We start from the raw sequence: 20,561 nt of genomic DNA, 5'->3' as shown, positions 1-20,561 counted from the left end.
TGATGATGGCTTTAGATTCCACACCAGCAATTCAGTACATGGTTTGGCCTGATGACCTTCATGGTCATCGCTTTACGGTCTCACTCACCATTCATCGCCCAGAGCCTCAGGGGCAAGTTGTGCATATGCCCGCATGGATTCCGGGGAGCTACTTGATTCGAGACTTTAGTAAGCATATTGAGTCCATCACCGCGTTTACTCTCCCCAAAAACCAGGCGGAAGCAAAGAAAAAGATTGCCTTGGAGCGTCTCGATAATGATCGCTGGCGTATTCCCAAGGGAACCGGGGCTTGCGAGATCGTCACCACGGTATATGCTTTTGATCAATCGGTACGCACGGCTTATCTCGATCAAGAACGAGGTTTCTTTAACCCCACTAGTCTATGTCTCGCTGTTGAGGGTCAGGCCCATTTGCCCTGTTCACTGGCTATTGCCCCGCCACACGATCAGACGAACAAGCACTGGCAAGTGCAAACCACGTTGCGCCAGGTCAAAACGGATGCGAGCGGTTTTGGCTTTTATATGGCCAAAGACTATGCAGATCTGATTGATCATCCAGTCGCACTCGGACAATTTGAGACGATTGAGTGGCAATCTTTTGGTACCTCTCACCGCATGGTCATTCAAGGGCTAACGAGTGAGCAATCGCAACTGCTTGATAGAAAACAGCTCGCTCTTGATCTCCAACAAATCTGTGATGCCACGATTCGCTTATTTGAGCCACGCAAACTCAAGGCCCCCTTCAAACAATACTTATTCATCGTCAATACGGCTCTCGATGGCTATGGTGGACTTGAGCATTGCGACAGCACCGCTCTCTTGTGTAAACGTGATCAATTACCTTACGGTGATCATAGCGCTCAAAGACCTAAAAAATCGTATGAAGAGTTTTTGGGACTCTGTAGTCATGAGTATTTCCATGCCTGGCTCGTCAAACGTATTCAGGCGAAGGCTTTTCAGCCATACCGTCTCAATGAACGTAATCACACCCGACTGTTGTGGCTCTTCGAAGGATTTACCAGTTACTATGACGATCTCCAACTGGTACGCAGTGGGTGCATCACCATGGAGCGCTACTTGGAGTTAGTGGCCAACAATTGGAATGGGGTATTGCGCAATCCTGGCAGAACCAAACAAAGCGTAGCGGATAGCTCCTTTGATGCTTGGACCAAGTATTACCAGATGGATGAGAACACCCCCAATGCGGTGGTGAGTTACTACGCCAAAGGATCACTGATTGCCCTTGGTCTGGATCTTTTAATTCGGCAGTACTCAAGCAATCAGCAATCGCTGGATGATGTCATGCGCTTTTTATGGAAAGAACATGGCAAAACTGGAATTGGGATTAATCAATACGCACTGGATCTGGCTATCAACTCAACCATTGGGATTGGCTTTAATAAAACTTGGCAACGCTTTAAGCGCGACTATATTGATGGCACACAGGACCTACCCTTGCAGATTTGGTTACCTCAGATTGCCAATATCGAAGTCGCTCAAAAACAAGCGAACTTTACTGAATCCATCAAACTAGCCCTTGGAATGCGTTATACCGATAGCAACGGCTGGGTTAAGGTAACGCATGTGCTTGATGGTGGCATGGCCCAACAAGCAGGGCTAGCCCCAAACGATCTGATTGGCAGCATCAATCAGCAACGCATCACCACCACGAGAATGGATCAAGTGCTTGGAAGTCTTGTGCATAGTAAGAAAATCGCCTTCAATTACTTCCGACAAGATAAAGAGCATCAAGCAAGCGTTGTCTTAAAGCTCGACTGTCCAGCTCAATATGAGCTGAAGCAACCTAATAAGTAGTCTTTCCCTATCAGCATGGATCTCAAGCGGTTCATCCCTGATGATTGGCAGTTGCTATTAAATGACTATCTGCAATCAAACGATTGGCGCTCCCTATCTAAAAAATTTACTATCGAATACCAACAACACCGTGATGCGATTCGACCGGATCTAGAGCGTATCTTCAATGCCATGCATCTCACACCAGTCAATCAAGTAAAGGTTGTCATTTTGGGACAAGATCCCTATCACTCACCGGGATTGGCGCAAGGCTTAGCATTCTCAGTCCCCAAAGATATTCCACTGCAGTCCAAACAATTTCCAAGCTCACTACGCAATATCAATAAAGCATTAGCTCTTGAAGGATTGGGATTCCTCAAGAGTGGCGATTTAAGCCACTGGGCTAAGCAAGGGGTGTTGTTATTAAACACTGCCCTCTCAGTGCGACTAGGTGAGGCAAACTCGCATGCGCAATTGGGATGGAAATCTCTCGTGATTGAGATCATTCAAAAACTCTCACAACAACCCAATCTCGTTTGGATGCTTTGGGGTGGTCATGCGCAATCCATGGAGGAATATATTCATAATCCTAACCAACACCTCATCCTAAAATCCTCGCACCCCTCAGGCCTTGGAGTCTATAAAACAAAACAACCCTTTATCTATCCAGGTGATCAGAAAAGTTGTGGGCACTTTACGAAGGCAAATACGTATTTAACAACACATCAGAAAAGCCCAATTGCTTGGACTGGATCCAGTAAACAAGAATTTAGATTAAGCCCGAATGGATAAAAGATAGACTTGGGGCAATAAAAATCCCCCCACAATGGCACTACCCCACTCGAGCATTTGCCCAGCAGTAAACAGTCCCGCAGCTTGGCCACCGTAACCTGCAAAAGCAGTTCCAAGAATCCCGAAGAACATACTCCAGAGGTAAGTGGCCTTGGTTCGTTTGCCTCGCTTTGTGCCCTTATTTCTAGGGGAAAACCCAGGAAAATAATGGGCAGTAGCCCAGCCCATCAGGCTTCCAAGTAGTAAATAAGCCAAAAACCCCATTCAAAACACCCCTATTAGCCCCAAGAAACCTATAATTATCAATATGAAGCTGTTGACTTTGGGCATTAACCATCACACAGCGCCAGTTGCCGTTCGGGAAAAAGTTGCTTTTGATCCCGAGGGTCTGCTTGACGCATTATCCGACCTACGCTCCCATTTGGATGGCGTTAATCGTGGCGGCATGCCTGAGGCAACCATTCTTTCGACCTGCAATCGCACCGAACTCTACTGTGCCGCTAATGATCCTGCCTCGGAGGGTGAGTTTCATGAGGCAACGTTTGATTGGCTAGCCAAAAGCCAAAATTTAGCACCCAGCGTTTTACAACCCCATATCTATACCCTACCGCAATCCGATGCAGTTCGTCATGCATTTCGGGTTGCTTGTGGCTTAGATTCGATGGTCATTGGCGAGACCCAAATCTTAGGCCAAATGAAAGATGCGGTTCGCACCGCTAATGAGGCTGGCGCACTAGGAACCTATCTCAATCAACTTTTTCAGAAAACCTTCTCGGTTGCCAAAGAGGTTCGTGGCTCCACTGAAATCGGTGCCCATTCCATTTCGATGGCTGCCGCATCGGTTCGCTTAGCCGAGCGCATCTTTGCATCGATTGGCGAACAGAAAATTTTGTTTATCGGCGCCGGTGAAATGATTACCTTATGCGCCACCCACTTCGTCGCTCGCAAACCCCGTGGTGCAGCAATTGCAAATCGTACCGTGGAGCGTGGTCAAGAGCTAGCTGACTCGATCTCAGCCCAAAATATCGAAGCGGAGTCCTTTCGTCTCAATGACCTGCCAACACGCCTACATGAGTTTGACATCATTGTCTCTTCTACCGCTAGCCCGCTACCCATCATTGGCTTGGGGATGGTGGAAAGTGCCCTAAAGCTCAGGCGTCGTAAACCCATGGTCATGATTGATCTAGCAGTGCCGCGGGACTTTGAGCCCGAGATTGCCCGATTAAATGATGTGTATCTTTACACGGTGGATGATCTAGGCACTATGGCCCAAGCTGGCGCCAATCTGCGGCAAGCTGCAGTTAGCCAAGCCGAGATCATTATTGAAGAGCGTGTGAGTAATTTCATGCATTGGTTGCAAGGCCGCAATGCCGTACCTTTAATCCAGGATATTCAACAGCAAGGCGATCGCCTGCGTCAAATTGAACTAGAGCGCGCACTCAGACGCTTAGTTCGTGGCGATGATCCGCAAGAGGTTCTCAATGCGATGGCCCAGGGCCTCACCAACAAGTTCTTACATGGCTCCTTACACGCCCTACAACACGCTAGTGGTTCTGAGCGCGATGCTTTACTGAAATTACTACCCAAGTTATTCACTACCCACTCAAACGATAAAAATAATTCTTCCGATAGCCATTAGATGAAATCCAGCATGCGTGCCAAGCTGGAGCATCTGGATGCCCGTTTGGCTGAACTCAATACCATTTTGATGCAAGAAGACTCCGCGAAGGATATGGATGTCTATCGCAAACTCACGCGCGAGCATGCGGATATTTCAACGGTGGTGGAGCAGTTTGGGCTTTACAAAAAAGCAGAAGCGGATGCAAAGGCTGCGAGCGAAATGCGCCTTGACCCTGAAATGAAGGATTTTGCCGACGAAGAAGAAAAAGATGCGCAAGCACGTATGGCAGAGCTTGAGAAAAGCCTGCAAACGCTTTTGCTGCCCAAGGATGAAGACGATGGGCGCAATATTTTCTTAGAAATCCGAGCGGGCACTGGCGGTGACGAAAGTGCCTTATTTGCAGCCGATCTACTGCGAATGTATTCCCGCTTTGCTGAGCGTCAGGGCTGGAAAACCGAGATAGTCAGTCAAGCCGAGTCCGATCTTGGGGGCTATAAAGAGGTGATCGTGCGCTTAGCCGGCAATGATGTCTATGCCAAGATGAAGTTTGAGTCCGGAGGCCATCGGGTACAGCGCGTCCCGCAAACTGAGACTCAGGGACGGATACATACATCGGCTTGTACGGTTGCGGTGATGCCCGAAGTGGATGAGATTGAGAGTGTCAAAATTAATCCAGCAGAGATCCGCATCGACACCTTTCGAGCATCGGGTGCCGGCGGTCAACACATTAATAAAACAGACTCCGCAGTGCGGATCACTCACCTTCCCACCGGAATTGTGGTGGAGTGCCAAGACGATCGCAGCCAACATCGCAATAAAGATCAAGCGATGAAGGTCTTGGTCTCACGCATCATGGATGCCCAACGGCATGCGCAGCAGCAAGAACAAGCACAAACCCGCAAATCCTTAGTGGGTAGCGGCGATCGCAGTGACCGGATTCGTACCTACAACTTCCCCCAAGGTCGAATTACCGATCACCGCATTAATCTCACCCTCTACAAAATTGATGCCATGATGGATGGTGATATTGGCGATCTATTAAATGCTCTGGCAGCCGAACATCAAGCTGAACTGTTAGCCGCTATGGGCGATGCGTAATCCGCATTATGGCCAACACGATTGCCGCTCTCCTCGAGAACACAAAACTCAATAAAACCGATGCCAAGGCGCTGTTAACGCATTTGCTTGACAGACATCTAGGTTGGCCACGGTCGGCTCTCATTTCTAAGGATCAAGAGCCCCTCCCCAACGAACTTCTCATCGCCTGGCAATCCCTAGAAGCCCAGCGCGTATCTGGGGTGCCTGTGGCTTACCTCACAGGAATGAAAGGTTTTCATGGGATCGATCTCAAGGTCAATGAGGCCGTGTTAATCCCCCGTCCAGAGACCGAGCTCCTGGTGGATCTTGCTCTGGAAGAAATGAAGCGTATTCATGCGAACTACCCCAATCAAACCATTCAGATTCTGGATTTGGGGACAGGCTCTGGAGCGATTGCTCTAGCGATTGCCCACGAATGCTCCATCAGTAAAGTGCCGATCAATCTAAGCATTCTAGGGGTTGATCAAGCGAGTGATGCGATTGAACTTGCGCGCGAAAACGCCAAAGCCCTGGGGCTTAACCATTTGGTCGAGTTTTTGCCAAGCAATTGGTATGACGCAATACCCAATCGATACCAAACCACATTTGATGTAATTGTCAGTAACCCTCCCTATATTCAAAAGGACGACCCTCATTTACACGAGGGCGATCTACGCTTTGAGCCCAAAGCAGCGCTTACCGATGATGGTGATGGCCTGTCGTGTATTCGGGAGATTGTGAATCACGCCCATCATTACTTAAAGCCCGGTGGCCTCATAGCCGTAGAGCATGGCTATGATCAGGCGGCTGAGATATCAGTACTCCTAGAAAACCATGGCTTTCATGATATTGGCGCCATTACTGATCTAGCGGGGCATTTACGAGTCACACAGGCCAGAAAAGAAGACCCTACTTTTTAATAGGTCATAAAATAGCTAAAAATCAGTAAAACCCAGTTCGTTTATGAAAGGATTTCATCACCATGAGTGATACCCAAACCAAAATTAAAGAAATTGTGACCAGCCATCCTGTGGTTCTATTTATGAAGGGTACCGCACAGTTCCCACAATGCGGCTTCTCAGGTAATGCCGTGAATATCTTACGTGCCTGTGGTCTAGAGACCTTGCATACGGTCAATGTCTTTGATGATGAAGCCATTCGTCAGGGCATTAAAGAGTATGCAAACTGGCCCACTATCCCTCAGCTCTATGTGAATGGCGAGTTCATTGGTGGTTCAGACATCATGACCGAAATGTACCAAAGCGGCGAACTCAAAAAACTCCTCGGTCTTTGATCGCAAGCCCACTCCTCAAAAGCTCACTCGGTGGGCTTGGTCCGCAGTAGACTAAGCCTATGCTTGATCCTCATTCCCTAATTACTATTATTGCCCTTGGCATCGCCATTGGGCTAGGAATTTATGTTGCCATTCTTCGATCCAATCAGAATCAACAGCAAGGTGCCATTGCTGAGCTAACCACCCAGTTAGAGCATATTCGGGTGGAGCGTGATCAAGCCCTCCAGCGCGCCATTCGTCTAGAGGCTGAGTTGGATTCAGAGCGTAAGCAAGTTCAACATCGGATTGATTCATTAAACGAGGCCAAGGAGGCGCTCACCAATCAGTTTAAGAATCTCGCCAATGAGATTTTGGAAGATAAAACTAAGAAGTTCACGGAGCAAAACGCCCAGCAGCTCGATATTTTGCTAAAGCCCCTACAAACCAAGCTCACCGAGTTCAAGGAACAAGTGAGCAACTCTTACGAAAAAGAATCTAGAGAACGCTTTGCTCTCAAGCATGAGATTGAGCGTCTAGCCAATCTCAACCTCAAGATGTCGGATGAAGCACGATCACTTACCAATGCACTAAAGGGCGACTCTAAGATCCAAGGGAACTGGGGAGAACTGGTTCTGGAATCCATCCTGGAGTCCTCGGGCTTACGTAAAGGCGAAGAGTACCTGGTTCAAGATAGCCATACGCATGAGGATGGTAGTCGCTTACAGCCTGATGTGATTATTAAGTTGCCCGAAGGTCGTCACCTCGTAATCGATAGCAAGGTATCGATTACGGCCTATGCCAGACATACTGAGGCAGTCAGTAAGGATGAGGCTAATAAAGAACTGCTCGCTCATATTCAATCGATTCGCCAACATATTCAAGGTCTATCTTGTAAGAACTATGCCGGGATTGCGGATATCGCCAGTGTAGATTTTGTATTGATGTTTATTCCTATAGAACCCGCCTTCTTAAGTGCCCTCAAGTCCGCCCCCAATCTTTATCAAGAGGCGCTTAGCAAAAACATTGTCTTGGTTTGCCCCAGCACCCTCATGGCCACTTTGCGAACTGTCGCCCACTTGTGGCGGCAGGATCAACAGAACAAAAATGCCATGGAAATTGCCCGTCAGTGTGCCAACCTTTATGACAAGTTTGTAGGCTTTGTGGAAGACCTTGAACAAATTGGTAAGCGCCTAGACCAAGCGCAATCGAGTTATCACGATGCTTTTAATAAACTCAAAACGGGTAAAGGCAATTTGATTAAAGCTGCTGAGAAGGTCAAAGAATTGGGAGTGAAGCCTAACAAAATGATTGCGAGCAATCTACTCACGCAAGATGATGAGTCTGCATAAATAAAAACCCGCTCACTCGGAGCGGGTCTTCATCAACAACGAATTACGAATTAAGCAGCTTTACGAGCCTTTGCAGGAGCAGCGGCTTTTTTTACTTGAGCCAATTGACCTTGGAATGCTTCAAATACTTGGTCGGCTGATTTCTCAACGGTAGCCAATGCATCTTTGCTAGCTTCACGGAACTGCTCAATACCTTGCATGACCGAGTTCATCGAAGTTTTGAATGCAGATACAAACACATCAGAACCAGCAGGTGCATTTGCAGCCAAGGTGTTTACCCAGTCTTGCATACCAGCTTGCGCTTGCTCAATGCTAGCTTCTACGACATCCGCAAACTCTTTGCCGCTCTCACGCAATACTTTGGTTACCTTACGCTGATGAGCAATGGCTTGATTTCCAGCGTCTTGCAAAGTTTCGGCTTGCAAAAGTTCGGTTACTTGTTTGGGATCTTTTGCACTCAATACTTGCTGAATGTTCTCTTGAGCATTTAATAACGCCGCTTTAGAAGCGTCGTAGTTCAGTTCAACGAGTTTCTGAGCATTCTCAAGAGCAGCTTCGCTCAATGAAAATACGGTCTCGAGGTTCTTGCTCTGGATTTGCGACAATTTTGCTGCGACTTGATCTTGATTCATGGTGTACTCTCCAATTAGTTAACTTGTTTAATATTGCACTGCACCATGAAACTATACCTAATTATTTGCTGCTATGCAATAAATATGTGTGCAATGCAACAAAATACTCGGGTATTGAATAAAATAGTCAATTAAATCAATTATTTATAATAAATCTCCTGTGCCAAATCCCCCACAAACCAACCATTCTTATCCCAAAATCGCCACCGCTGCCTGTTTTGGCACCTTTCTAGAGTGGTACGACTTCCTAACCTTTGCTACCCTTGCGGTGGCCTTTGCCCCACTCTTTTTTCCAAGCTCCGACCCCATGACGGGTCTCCTGGCCAGTCTTGCAACCTTTGGGGCGGGGATGGTAGTTAGACCCCTAGGAGCAGCATTCTTTGGCTCTCTCGGTGATCGCATTGGGCGTCGGCCAGTCTTTTTGATCACGATCACATTAATGGGTAGCGCCACCTTTGCTGTGGGATTTTTACCCACCTATGAGCAAATTGGGATTTGGGCACCCATCTGCCTAGTAACTCTGCGACTTCTTCAGGGCCTATCTGCAGGTGGAGAAATTGGCGGGAGTGCGGTCTACTTAACTGAGCATGCAGGCAGTAGCAACCGGGGCCTTAAAACAAGTGTCTTACAACTCATGGGGCCACTTGGCATGCTGGTCTCGATCCTGCAATTGGTGCTACTCAATCACTATTTAGATCCAGAGAGTTTTAAAGAATGGGGCTGGCGCGTGCCCTTTTGGTTCTCGATTGTTCTTCTGCTAGTTGCCCTAAAGGTTCGGATGATCCTTGAAGAAACACCGATCTTTAATGCGATGCTTGCTAAAGGTGAGCTGGCCAAATCACCTTTGCGCGATAACTTCAAAGATAAAGAAACCCGCAAACAAATGTTCTTATTGTTTTTCTGTATCTCAGCGGGCGGATCAGTACTCTTTTTCTGCGTTCAGGTTTACACCGGCATCTTCATGAAATCCGCCTTGCAAATGAGTACGCAAATTGTGGATACCCTCACGATTTCCGCAACGCTTGTTCTTTTTCCGATGGTCATCATTTCGGGAGCACTCTCAGACAGAATTGGCCGTCGTCCAGTCGTGATTAGCGGTCTATTGCTCGGAACAATCTTAATTCAGCCTGCCTATCAGTTACTACAAACATTGTCGATGCAAAGTGCACCTGATTATTTTCTGATGAGTACAACTCTAGTTGCACTTGCAATACCACTTGCATTGGTCATCGGGCCTCAAACAGCCCTCCTGGCGGAGCTATTTCCAGCTAGAACACGTAATAGTGCAGCAACTTTGCCACACAACCTAGCGGCTGGTTGGATTGGAGGACTACTACCGCTAATTGTGACCTGGCTCAATAAAGAGTTTGCGAGTCAGCTTGCGGGGCTTTGGTATCCAACTCTTTTCCTAGCAATTGCGGCGACTTTGGCAATACTGTATCTGCCAGAGACAAGGAGAGTGGATCTTAATCAATGAAGAAGGGGCAGCAAAATGATTGGTGCCCCATGTCCGACTCGAACAGACCACCTACTGATTACAAATCAGTTGCTCTACCAGATGAGCTAATGGGGCATAAACCTTCTAAAACTGGATTTTAACTTACTTCACAATCTTCAAAGCTGGGCGTTCGCTCTTGGTCTTGGTGGCCTCTTGGTTGCCAAGCCCCTTATCTACAGGGCCTTTGTTTTCCGGATCAAATGGGAATGACATGCCTTGGCCATTCTCTCGGGCATAGATTGCTAATACATGCGTAACCGGAACTAATACCTTCTTTGGCACACCACCAAACCTTGCCTGAAAACTGATCCAATCGTTCTCAATATGTAATTGATGGCAAGCTTCTGAAGAAATGTTGAGAACAATCTCGTTGTTTTTTACAAACTCCATGGGTACTTCAACCCGTTCATCAACAAAAACGGCCAAGAACGGCGTAAAACCAAAATCCGTACACCACTGGTGTAGTGCACGGATTAGATACGGTTTGGTACTTGGGGTTTCGCTAGCCATAACTCTATTTTAAGCTAGCGACACAGATGCCTCGATTAACGGCGCATGACCTTTTCAGAAGGGGTCAGGGCCTCAATATAAGCAGGACGACTGAAGATACGTTCAGCATATTTTAGGAGTGGGGCAGCGTTTCTAGAAAGATCAATGCCATAGTGATCTAAGCGCCATAACAGAGGAGCAATTGCCACATCCAACATTGAAAACTCATCACCCAACATATACTTGTTCTTAACAAAGACAGGAGCCAATTGAGTCAAGCGATCTCGAATAGCAATACGAGCTTTCTCATGGAGTTTCTCCGCACTTTTACCCTTTTCGTTCTCAAGCGCACTCACATGCACAAAGAGTTCTTTCTCAAAGTTAAAGAGAAATAAACGAGCACGAGCGCGAGCCACAGGATCGGGCGGCATTAACTGGGGATGAGGAAAACGCTCATCAATGTACTCATTAATGATGTTGGACTCATAGAGAATCAGATCACGTTCTACCAAAATCGGAACTTGACCGTAAGGATTCATGACCGAAATATCTTCAGGTTTATTAAAGAGATCGACATCACGAATCTCAAAGTCCATGCCCTTCTCAAAGAGAACCAGGCGGCAGCGTTGTGAGAATGGGCAATTAGTACCCGAGTACAACACCATCATAAGCAAATATCCTTCAAATCAAATAATCAAAATACGCCAAGCTATCGCTTAGCGAATGTCTTTCCAATATGCCTTATTCAGGCGCCAAGCAATCAAGGTGAAGATTGCGAGGAACAGAAGGACAACGACACCAATTCGCTTACGTTGTAACTGAGTAGGCTCAGCCATCCAAGACATAAATGAAACGAGGTCCGCAATATTATCATCATATTCTTGGGGCTTCATTAATCCTGGCGTGGTTTGCTCAAACCCTTTGAAGACTTTAGTTGTCTTGCCAGGATTTTTGGGATCTTTTAAATCCTCAAACTTAGCAATACGCTCGCCTTGGAGCTCCCACAGCACATGGGGCATACCGACATTGGGGTAGACAAGGTTATTCCACCCAGTTGGGCTCTCTTCGTCTTTGTAGTAAGTACGGAAGTAGGTGTACAGCCAATCAGTACCTCGGGCACGTGCTTCCACCGATAAATCAGGAGGAACTTTACCAAACCACGCCTTCGCATCTTTAGACGACATGGCAATCGTCATCAGATCGCCGACTTTTTGATCGCCCAAAATCAGGTTATCTTTAATCTGTTGATCACTCAAGCCAATATCGCGCAGACGGTTGTAACGCAAGTTCACTGCGGAGTGGCAACCTAAGCAATAATTAACAAAAATCTTAGCGCCATTTTGTAAGGAAGCATTGTTGTTAACACGATTGGGTGCACTATCGAGGGGAAAATCACCTCCTGCAGCAAATGCGACGTTCATCATAAAACTACCTAAGCCCACAACAACGAACTTCTTAAGTGCACCGATCATATAAAGAGAATGGTTCATCTGGATTCCTAATATCTTCTATTGTTCTTATGGATTAGTGCGCCTCAAAGGTCACGCGATCGGGTACAGGCTTAAAGGTACCCATCTTGCTCCACCAGGGCATGGCAAAGAAGAATGCCAGGTAGTAAATCGTGCAAATCTGCGAGATCTTCTCGAAGAGTGGTGAAGGTGGCTTAATGCCGAGATAACCCAAGATCACAAAACTAACAATGAAAATGCCGTAAATATATTTATGAAAGTCAGGGCGATACCGGATCGAGCGCACCGGGGATTTATCGAGCCAAGGCAGGAAGAACAGAATTACTACTGTGCCGCCCATAATGACCACGCCCCAAAACTTGGCATCGAACACATAAAAACCAACAGCAAGGGCTGCCAAAATACCAGCGCACACCGCTTTAACTCGAATGTCTTTATTGGTCTTGATGACCATTCCCAAAATCACCGCACACAAAATCCATAACGGAATTAGGAACGGAGTGGTCGTCGCACGCAGCATCGAATAGAACGGTGTGAAGTACCACACCGGGGCAATATGCGATGGCGTTTGTAGAGGGTCTGCTGGGATAAAGTTATTCGCTTCTAAGAAGTAGCCGCCCATCTCAGGCGCAAAGAACACAATTGCGGCGAAGATCATGAGGAACACACCCAGACCCATGATGTCATGCACGGAGTAGTAAGGATGAAATGGAATACCATCAACTGGCTTACCAGAGGCATCTAAGTTGTTTTTAATATCAATGCCATCTGGATTATTGGAGCCCACTTCATGCAAAGCAATGATATGGGCGGCGACTAAACCAACTAAGACCAATGGCAAGGCAATGACGTGCAAGGAGAAAAAGCGATTCAAAGTTGCATCGCCCACCACATAATCACCGCGGAGCCACAAAGCTAAGTCTGGACCAATTAAAGGAATGGCAGCAAAGAGATTAATAATCACCTGAGCGCCCCAGTAGGACATTTGGCCCCAGGGTAAGAGATATCCCAGGAAAGCTTCGGCCATGAGTAGTAAGAAAATCGTGCAGCCAAAGATCCAAATGAGCTCACGTGGTTTTTGATAGGAACCATAAATCAAGCCGCGGAACATGTGCAAATAGACCACCACAAAGAACATCGAAGCTCCAGTGGAGTGCATATATCGGATCAGCCAGCCCCAAGGCACTTCACGCATGATGTACTCCACCGAGTCAAATGCTTTCATGGCATCCGGTTTGTAGTTCATGACAAGGAAAATACCGGTCACGATTTGGATCACCAACACCACAATGGCTAAAGAGCCAAAGAAATACCAGAAGTTAAAGTTCTTGGGAGCATAGTACTCACTCATATGCTCTTTGAAGAGCTTACTCAATGGAAAGCGTGAATCCACCCACGCCAGGCCTTTTTGGGCAACAGTGGCGTTATCAGGGACTTTAATTTCTTGGAATGCCATGGTCAGTTTCCTAAATCAATAACTAATAATTGAATAAACAAATTACGACTTTTTATCCTCACCGATCAAAATCTTGGTATCACTTAAATACATATGAGGTGGTACTTCTAAGTTATCTGGAGCTGGTTTATTCTTATACACACGGCCAGCTAAATCAAAGGTAGAGCCATGGCAGGGACATAAAAAACCACCTGGCCAATCATTGGGCAACGATGGTTGAGGACCTGATTGTAATTTTGCTGTTGGTGAGCAACCCAAATGCGAACAAATACCAACGGCCACCAAATACTCAGGTTTGATCGAGCGGTGATCATTACGGGCATACGGAGGTGTCAAAGCAGCAGGATCTCTCAAGGATTTGGGGTCAGCCAGCTCACCATCTAATTTGGGCAGTTGAGCCACTTGCTCTGGGGTACGACGCAAAATCCAAACTGGCTTGCCGCGCCACTCAACCGTACGAATTTCATCGGGCTTCATTCCAGAGATATCAACCTCAACCGGGGCTCCAGCGGCTTTAGCGCGTTCTGAGGGTTGAAAACTGTCTAGAAATGGGTAGGCAACTGCTGCAGCACCGCAACCACCTACAGCGGAAGTTGCTATTAGCCAAGTCCGGCGGTCTTTATCCATTTTTGGGGTATCACTCATGTACGATCTATCCTTGTGCCTATGTCAAATAAGGGTTCTAAAGGGTGAATTGCAATAACCCTTTATTTTAAGGTAAAAAGCCAAATACCCGCTTAATTTCGGCTAAAAATGACTTAACCTACGGAAATACCAGGAGAAGACCGTGGCAACCAAAATGATGAAAGAATTTAAAGCTTTTGCAGTCCGAGGCAATGTAATTGACCTAGCAGTCGGCGTCATCATTGGGGGGGCCTTTGGGAAAATCGTTGATTCCTTAGTCAATGACATTGTGATGCCCCTAATTTCCACCCTTCTGGGGGGCAGAATCGACTTTACCAACCTCTTTATTGTGCTTGGTACTGTACCTGAGAACCTCCCAAGAACTTTTGATGCCCTCAAAAAGGCAGGGATTCCCATTTTTGCCTATGGTAATTTCCTGACAATATCAATCAATTTCATGCTGCTTGCATTTGTTATATTTCAGATGATTAAGATTATCAACAGAATTAGGAATGAAGATGTAGCGCTAGTAGCCCAGACCCCAGAAAACATTACCCTGCTTAGGGAAATTAGAGATCTCCTTAAAACAAAATAAAAATGGCTTTTTCTGACAATTTATTAAAAATAAATCAACTAATTGATCAAAATAAACTAGAAGAGCTTAATTTTTTAATCAATACTATCATTACCGCAAATATTAATTGCAAAGATAAATTTATTGATATTGGAATACGCTTAGCAAAAGAAGAAAAGTTTGATATTGCACTATTAATATTTAAAAAATTAAATGATCATTTTAGAGATGATGACAAGATACCTTACAATATTGGATTAATTCATGCTATAAAAAGCAATCACAAAGATGCTCTTAAATTTTTTAATGAAGCATTAAGAATTAAACCCTATGAACCTGCCTCTCTAATTAATAAATTAGCCACTTTAAATGAATTAAAAGAATTTAAACTATCAACTGAATTATTTCAGCAACATAAACAGTTAATTTCAAATTTTTCTGAGGCTTGGCTGAATAATGGAGTTGCCCTAAACAATATAAACCAATTTCAAAATGCAATCAAAAGCTATGATATTGCGATCAAATTAAATCATAGATACCAAGAGGCTTACTACAATAAAGGACTTGCACTATACAAAAACAGAAAATTAGTAGCCGCACTTGACTCTTTTAAGAATGCGCTAGTTATTAATGAAAACTATACGGAGGCTTGCCTAAGCCTAGGAAATATTTATTTTGATTTGAAAGATTTTGAACAAGCTATTAATTATTTCAAGAAATGTATTTACCTTAAGCCGGATTATGCCGAGGCATGGCTTAATCTTGGAAATATTTATCATGAATTAAAAGATTATCAACGGGCAATATTTAACTATAAAACAGCAAAAGAATTAAATCCAAATCTTAATTGGATAGATGGTATTTTACTTCATACAAAAATGCAAATATGTGATTGGCAAAATTTTTCATCTGATTTGAACAATATCATTAAAAAAATCAAAGCGAGAGAAAAAACAATAATGCCATTTAGTTTGTTGTTACTATTAGATTGTCCGAAAATTCATAAATTAGCTTCACATATATATTCTAGAGATATTTCTGATAAGAGAATCTCCACGTATAAAAAAAATATTACATTAAATAAAAAAATAAAAATTGCATATTTTTCATCTGATTTTCATAATCATGCTACAAGTTACTTAATTTCGGAGCTAATTGAATTACATGATAAGTCTAAATTTGAAGTTATTGCTTTTTCCTTTGGTCCAATTACGCATGATGAAATGCAATTAAGGTTATTAAAAGCATTTGCAAGGTTTATTGATATTACAAATTTATCTGATAATGAAATTTATAATATCACCGATGAATTAAATATTGATATTGCTATTGATCTTAAAGGTTATACACAAAATTCAAGGCCTTCTATATTTTCCAGAAGAATTGCGCCTGTACATATCAACTACTTAGGATATCCCGGCACCTTAGGCTCAAAAAATTATGATTACATTATTGCTGATAATTATCTAATTTCAGACAAAGATAAAAAATTTTATACAGAAAAGATTATTTTTCTACCAAATTCTTATCAACCCAATGACCGAAAAAAAAATATATCCAAAAAAAATTACACACGGAATGACTTTAATTTACCAGAGAATAAATTTATTTATTGTTGTTTTAACAACTGCAATAAAATTACATCTGAAATATTTACTAGTTGGGCTAAAATCTTAGTACAAACAAATGACAGCATATTGTGGCTTTTGAGAGACAATCAACTTAGCGAAGTTAATCTAAAAAAATATGCGTCTTCTCTCGGATTAGATTCAAGACGATTATTTTTTTCTGATCCTCTACCGCTTGACCTACATTTAAATAGACACTCTCTTGCTGATGTCTTTCTAGATACATTTCCCTACAATGCTCATACTACTGCTAGCGATGCTTTATGGGCTGGGTTACCATTAATTACTCTTCAAGGAAAGTCTTTTCAGAGCAGAGTTGCCTCTAGTTTGTTAAAGGCTACAGGACTAGATTGTTTAATAACCTGTTCACTCGTTGATTACGAGAATCTTGCGATTAAATTATACAATGATCGCTCTGCATTAGTTGAGATCAAAAATAAACTAAGGTTAAATATTAATAATTACCCATTATTTAACACAGAGCTTTACGCTAATAATCTCGAGTGTATATATAAAGAAATTTATAGCAATTTATTTAACGATCTAAATAATTCTTTATTTAATTAGTTAATTTCTTTAATTTTATTTTACTTCTCACCTCCCAATACATGTCTAGATATTTATTATCATTGCTCATTCGATAATATTTTTTCATTAAGTCGCATGTTATAAGTAATTTTCTAGTTTCAATGTTATTTTCAAACATTTTTTCAAAAATTGGCATGCTTGTACTTTGATCATAAGTTATTATTTTGTATTCTTCTAAATTTAAAATTATTGAGCTAAGCCTTTCTTGAATAAATGTTTTCATTGGTACAAGTTCATTTTCCGACCCATATGTTGTAATTATTTTAAATTGTTCATTATTTTCTGCAATATAAAAAAAGTGTTCGGATAAATTTAACCAATTTTGCCAATATTTTCCTTTAGCAATTATATAGTTTGAAAACCCTGAATTGGATGAATCTGTTATGAATTCTTTTAAATTTATATTTAGTTTTACTTTCTCTAAAAATACACTTGTTAGCTCTTCAATACCTGGGTGCCAATACTCCGCTTGTTCAAAGGTATTTTTAAAGTATGCTAATTGATCCCATCCTGGTGAAATTATTATTACATCGGCCCTATTACCATGGTCCTTAATTATATTTGTTAATAACTTTGCACTGACGCCAGTTTTTACTCTAAACTTTGGTGAGAGAAAGCCATACCATATGTCATTCTCTATTTTATTTTTCCTGAGAAAGTTTAATATTGGCCAGAATTCGTACCAGTCCGATCTCTGATTGCTGGTATTATCTAATCCTATAAATTCTTTTTCCACCTGATTTCTTGACAGGTCATCATAATATATTTGATATATCTGTATTTTATTCATTATGAATCAACGCACTGATTATTTAATTCAGCAAGCAGCTTTAAATTTCAATTCGAATAAACTTGACACTGCCCTTTACTTTCTCAAAGAATCTTTAAAGATTAATCCAAATCATTATGATGCGTTACAAATGATCGGGGTTGTTCTCGGCCTAAAAAACGATGAGGAATCTGCATTAAAGTATTTTCTTAAAGCCTTAAAAATCAATTCAAAAAATTATTTTTTGCAATTTAATGTTGGTAATGTTTATCGTAACCTTAGCCATTATGATCTTGCAATTAAGCATTATAAGTTAGCATATGAGCTTAACAGCAAATTTCCAGAATTATTTTTAAATATGGGTATTTGTTTTGCAAAACTTAATGATTTATCTAGTGCTGTTAAATATTTTCATCACTCATTAAAACTTAAATCAGATTATCCTGAGGCGCTCTTTAATCTTTCTTCTGCTCTTTTTTCCTTACATCAATTTGATGAAGCCTTAGTAGCTGTCAATTCTCTAATTTCTTTAAATGAGTCTTTTGATGATGTATTTCTCTTAAAAGGAAAAATTTTAAATTCATTAAATTGTCCTTCTGATGCACTTCTGTGTTTTGATCTTGCATCTAATTATCACTCCTCTGATTTTGATGTCTTTTTTCACAGGGCGAATTCGTATTTTATTTTACGTGACTACACAATGTCATTGGAGTGCTTTAATAATGCTCTCTCCATTGATCCCGACTCTGCAGAAGTTTTGTTACTAAGGGGAGATTTATTTAATGAAATTGGTATGTTTCATGAATCTTTAGATAGTTATAAATTAGCCTTTAATCTTGATCCAAATCTTAATTTTGTAGTGGGTACTTTATTGCACCAGAAAATGAAAGTTTGTGATTGGTCTTCATTTGATGAGTTATTTAATTTGTGCTGCATAAATGTTGATTTACAGCGACCCACTATTCAACCATTTGCTTTTCTTGGAATGACTGATGATTTAGGCCTTCAAAGTAAATGTGCAAAGACTTATGCTCTCTCATTTTTTACTACACCTCCTATTGTTACTGATTCTTCAAATGTCCATAGTGATCGTATAAGGTTGGCGTATTTTTCTCCTGATTTTAATAATCATGCTGTATCAAACCTTACCGCTGAACTTTTTGAATCACATGATTTAGATAAATTTGAAATATTCGGTTTTTATTTTGGAAATACAACTGAAGATTCTAAATATTTTCGAATTGCAAAGGCATTTGGATCTAATTTTTTTAATGTCTCACATTTCTCTAATTATGATTTATTGGGCTTCATACGTTCATTTAATATTGATATTGCTATCGATTTAGCTGGATTTACTCAAAATTCACGTTCTTTTATATTTTCGCATCGGTGTGCTCCCATCCAAATTAATTTTATTGGTTACCCTGGATCTATGGGTTGTAATTTTATGGATTATATTGTCGCTGATCGCTTTGTAATTCCTGATCATCTTATTAATGATTATTCTGAAAAGCCTTTATATCTTCCTCTATGTTTTCAGCCAAATGATTCGTATCGAGATTTTCCTACTTCGTCCATGAAATCACGTGAATTTTATGGATTACCTAAAGATTCTTTTGTTTTTTGTTGCTTTAATAATTCTTTTAAATTTAATCCTAGGTTATTTAATCTTTGGTCGGAAATTCTTTCACAAAGTTTGAATTCTGTGCTCTGGATTTATGCTGATAGCGATATTACAAGGGATAATATATTATCCGAAATGAAATCCAGATATATTTCCTCTAATCGTATATTTTTTGCACCTAGAGTGTCTTATCCAGAGTATCTTGAGCGCTTTAAATTTGCTGATTTATTCCTTGATACATTTCCATTCAATGGTGGCACTACCGCTAGTGATGCTCTATTTTCAAACCTCCCCATACTCACTCTCTGCGGTAGGTCATTTGCCTCACGAATGTGTGCAAGCTTACTCAATTCATTAAACTTGACTGAATTAATTACTTATTCAGATACTGATTATGTCAAATGTGCGGTTGAACTTTCCAATGATCCCAATTTATTTAACGCTATCAAAACGCGGTTGACCTCTAATTTAGAATCTACAGATCTATTTAATGGTAAAAAATATGCTACTAATTTTGAAGCTGCATTAATTTCTGCTCACTCCCGTAGAAAAAATGGTCTCAATCCTGATGTGATTTTTACTTAATTTATTCTTTCCATTTACTCATATATTTGTTGTAAGCCTCTCTCCATTCTTCTGTTTGAAATCCTCCATACGATTCGTGGATTATTGAGACATCCATTGTTCCAATTTTTAGTTTATTTCTTTCTGCTGTTCTGCAAAAATCCAAGTCATAAAAATGAAATTTAAATTGATTGTCAAAATATGTGTTTGTTTCTATTAATTTTTTGCTCTTTGCTGCGATAATTACCCCATCTACTAAATTGCATTCTTTCATTGTTGGCCCAAAATAGTCTATTTTTTCTGGATATTTTTTTCCATGCCCTATTGATCCACTCAAGTTACTGATATTGTGTTGTATGAATTTTTGACTTTCGGGGTTGTAATACATATGGCACCATGATGGTTGTTTTTTAGTTCTTGCAATACATCCCACAACACCTGCGATATCAAATTTTTCTAATGCTTTTTGAATTCTAGCTTTGTAAAAAAAATCCGTAATCCAAATATCGTCGTGCATAAATACTAGAATTGATTCTTCATTTTTAGTTATTTGAATTGCGTCGTTATAAATCTCACTTAACCCTTTTGTATTTTCAGGATATAAAATTATTTTGTTTTTTGTAATTTCTGAAGTTGATTTTAGTGATTTACCAGTTGCGGTTTTTTCATAAAAATCATTTTCTGATTTTCTTGTTCCGCATACTATTACGATGTTTAATTCTTCTTTGATCAATTTTTACC

The 20,561-nt window shown here is 41.8% G+C and carries 20 protein-coding genes and 1 tRNA gene; 11 read left to right on the top strand and 10 right to left on the bottom strand.

Features of this window, described 5'->3' with window-relative positions:
- Positions 1-2: 2 nt before the first annotated feature.
- Both QUE65_RS00705 and QUE65_RS00700 read left to right on the top strand, forming a co-directional pair.
- Positions 3-1,814: a M61 family metallopeptidase gene (locus QUE65_RS00705; RefSeq protein WP_286281195.1), complete on the top strand. Its 1,812-nt coding sequence runs from the start codon at positions 3-5 to the stop codon at positions 1,812-1,814.
- A 15-nt stretch (positions 1,815-1,829) separates the two neighbouring features.
- The gene (locus tag QUE65_RS00700) at positions 1,830-2,585 is read left to right on the top strand and encodes a uracil-DNA glycosylase (RefSeq protein ID WP_286281194.1); all 756 of its coding nucleotides are present in this window, start codon (positions 1,830-1,832) and stop codon (positions 2,583-2,585) included.
- Here the strand turns inward: QUE65_RS00700 and QUE65_RS00695 are convergent.
- Positions 2,568-2,849 (bottom strand): hypothetical protein, encoded by a 282-nt coding sequence (locus tag QUE65_RS00695; protein ID WP_286281193.1) that lies wholly within the window; start codon positions 2,847-2,849, stop codon positions 2,568-2,570. The genes QUE65_RS00700 and QUE65_RS00695 overlap by 18 nt on opposite strands.
- 43 nt (positions 2,850-2,892) lie before the next feature.
- Between QUE65_RS00695 and hemA the strand changes: the two genes are divergently transcribed.
- The 5 genes from hemA to QUE65_RS00670 all read left to right on the top strand — a co-directional run bounded on the left by hemA (position 2,893) and on the right by QUE65_RS00670 (position 7,905).
- Positions 2,893-4,224, top strand: a complete 1,332-nt coding sequence (hemA, locus tag QUE65_RS00690; protein ID WP_286281191.1) for a glutamyl-tRNA reductase — start codon at positions 2,893-2,895, stop codon at positions 4,222-4,224.
- On the top strand, positions 4,225-5,304 hold the full coding sequence (gene prfA / locus QUE65_RS00685) for a peptide chain release factor 1 (RefSeq protein WP_286281189.1): 1,080 nt from the start codon (positions 4,225-4,227) through the stop codon (positions 5,302-5,304).
- Positions 5,305-5,312: 8 nt separating this feature from the next.
- Positions 5,313-6,203: a peptide chain release factor N(5)-glutamine methyltransferase gene (gene prmC, locus QUE65_RS00680; protein ID WP_286281187.1), complete on the top strand. Its 891-nt coding sequence runs from the start codon at positions 5,313-5,315 to the stop codon at positions 6,201-6,203.
- 62 nt (positions 6,204-6,265) lie between these two features.
- A complete protein-coding gene (gene grxD / locus QUE65_RS00675) occupies positions 6,266-6,577 on the top strand; it encodes a Grx4 family monothiol glutaredoxin (RefSeq protein ID WP_286226871.1) in 312 nt (103 codons plus the stop codon).
- A gap of 59 nt (positions 6,578-6,636) precedes the next feature.
- A complete protein-coding gene (locus tag QUE65_RS00670) occupies positions 6,637-7,905 on the top strand; it encodes a DNA recombination protein RmuC (protein WP_286281186.1) in 1,269 nt (422 codons plus the stop codon).
- 50 nt (positions 7,906-7,955) lie between these two features.
- Here the strand turns inward: QUE65_RS00670 and QUE65_RS00665 are convergent, their stop codons facing one another.
- Complete coding sequence (locus QUE65_RS00665; RefSeq protein ID WP_286281184.1) at positions 7,956-8,537, bottom strand: phasin family protein; 582 nt, start codon at positions 8,535-8,537, stop codon at positions 7,956-7,958.
- Positions 8,538-8,697: 160 nt separating this feature from the next.
- On the opposite strand from QUE65_RS00665, the gene QUE65_RS00660 reads away from it, so the two are divergent.
- Entirely contained in the window at positions 8,698-10,014 is a 1,317-nt protein-coding gene (locus QUE65_RS00660; protein WP_286281182.1) for an MFS transporter, read from the top strand.
- Positions 10,015-10,034: 20 nt separating this feature from the next.
- On the opposite strand, the gene QUE65_RS00655 is transcribed toward QUE65_RS00660, so the two are convergent.
- The 6 genes from QUE65_RS00655 to petA form a co-directional block, all read right to left on the bottom strand.
- Positions 10,035-10,110 (bottom strand) — tRNA-Thr (locus QUE65_RS00655).
- 27 nt (positions 10,111-10,137) lie between these two features.
- On the bottom strand, positions 10,138-10,545 hold the full coding sequence (locus tag QUE65_RS00650) for a ClpXP protease specificity-enhancing factor (protein ID WP_286281180.1): 408 nt from the start codon (positions 10,543-10,545) through the stop codon (positions 10,138-10,140).
- A gap of 35 nt (positions 10,546-10,580) precedes the next feature.
- Positions 10,581-11,192 carry a glutathione S-transferase N-terminal domain-containing protein gene (locus tag QUE65_RS00645; protein WP_286281178.1) on the bottom strand — a complete coding sequence of 204 codons (612 nt, stop codon included), beginning with the start codon at positions 11,190-11,192 and terminating at the stop codon, positions 10,581-10,583.
- Between the two features lie 48 nt (positions 11,193-11,240).
- Positions 11,241-11,948 (bottom strand): cytochrome c1, encoded by a 708-nt coding sequence (locus QUE65_RS00640; protein ID WP_286282362.1) that lies wholly within the window; start codon positions 11,946-11,948, stop codon positions 11,241-11,243.
- 100 nt (positions 11,949-12,048) lie between these two features.
- Positions 12,049-13,449, bottom strand: coding sequence for a cytochrome b (locus QUE65_RS00635; RefSeq protein ID WP_286281176.1), 1,401 nt, complete (start codon positions 13,447-13,449; stop codon positions 12,049-12,051).
- Between the two features lie 42 nt (positions 13,450-13,491).
- Positions 13,492-14,094, bottom strand: coding sequence for a ubiquinol-cytochrome c reductase iron-sulfur subunit (petA, locus tag QUE65_RS00630; RefSeq protein ID WP_286281174.1), 603 nt, complete (start codon positions 14,092-14,094; stop codon positions 13,492-13,494).
- 154 nt (positions 14,095-14,248) lie between these two features.
- Here petA and mscL point away from each other — a divergent pair, with 154 nt between their 5' ends.
- Both mscL and QUE65_RS00620 read left to right on the top strand, forming a co-directional pair.
- On the top strand, positions 14,249-14,668 hold the full coding sequence (mscL, locus tag QUE65_RS00625; protein WP_286282360.1) for a large conductance mechanosensitive channel protein MscL: 420 nt from the start codon (positions 14,249-14,251) through the stop codon (positions 14,666-14,668).
- Between the two features lie 2 nt (positions 14,669-14,670).
- Positions 14,671-16,842, top strand: a complete 2,172-nt coding sequence (locus QUE65_RS00620) for a tetratricopeptide repeat protein (protein ID WP_286281172.1) — start codon at positions 14,671-14,673, stop codon at positions 16,840-16,842.
- Here QUE65_RS00620 and QUE65_RS00615 read toward each other — a convergent pair.
- The gene (locus QUE65_RS00615; RefSeq protein ID WP_286281170.1) at positions 16,835-17,653 is read right to left on the bottom strand and encodes a hypothetical protein; all 819 of its coding nucleotides are present in this window, start codon (positions 17,651-17,653) and stop codon (positions 16,835-16,837) included. The genes QUE65_RS00620 and QUE65_RS00615 overlap by 8 nt on opposite strands.
- Before the next feature lies 1 nt (position 17,654).
- On the opposite strand from QUE65_RS00615, the gene QUE65_RS00610 reads away from it, so the two are divergent.
- Positions 17,655-19,841 (top strand): tetratricopeptide repeat protein, encoded by a 2,187-nt coding sequence (locus tag QUE65_RS00610; RefSeq protein WP_286281169.1) that lies wholly within the window; start codon positions 17,655-17,657, stop codon positions 19,839-19,841.
- A gap of 1 nt (position 19,842) precedes the next feature.
- On the opposite strand, the gene QUE65_RS00605 is transcribed toward QUE65_RS00610, so the two are convergent.
- Positions 19,843-20,553, bottom strand: coding sequence for a glycosyltransferase (locus QUE65_RS00605; RefSeq protein ID WP_286281168.1), 711 nt, complete (start codon positions 20,551-20,553; stop codon positions 19,843-19,845).
- Positions 20,554-20,561: the final 8 nt, after the last annotated feature.

Origin of the sequence: Polynucleobacter sp. HIN8, from assembly GCF_030297615.1 — a bacterium.
Classification (GTDB): Bacteria; Pseudomonadota; Gammaproteobacteria; order Burkholderiales; family Burkholderiaceae; genus Polynucleobacter.
Note: the sequence above shows the minus strand (reverse complement) of the source record. Positions and strands in the feature narration are given on the sequence as shown.